Consider the following 259-nt stretch of genomic DNA (forward strand, 5'->3'; position numbering starts at 1 on the left):
ATGTCGTTGATGCGTGCCAGCACGTCGGCAAGCCACGCCTGGGGGTCGACGTCGTTGAGCGTGGCCGTGGTGATCAGGCCGTACATGATCGCCGCCCGCTGCCCGCCGCGATCGGAGCCGCAGAACAGCCACGCTTTCCGGCCCAAAGCGATCCCGCGCAGGCCGCGTTCGGCGGTGTTGTTCGTCAGGCACAGCCGGCCGTCGCCGAGGAACCGGGTGAAGCCATCCCAGCGCGTCAGCATGTGGTCCATCGCCTTGG

Annotated in this window: 1 protein-coding gene; it reads right to left on the reverse strand. The window is 68.3% G+C overall.

Annotation, left to right across the window (positions count from 1 at the left end):
- A partial coding sequence (locus tag EJ903_RS26725; RefSeq protein ID WP_148105347.1) for an IS66 family transposase occupies nt 1-259 on the reverse strand: 259 nt, incomplete at both ends.

Source organism: Azospirillum griseum, assembly GCF_003966125.1.
Taxonomy (GTDB): domain Bacteria; phylum Pseudomonadota; class Alphaproteobacteria; order Azospirillales; family Azospirillaceae; genus Azospirillum; species Azospirillum griseum.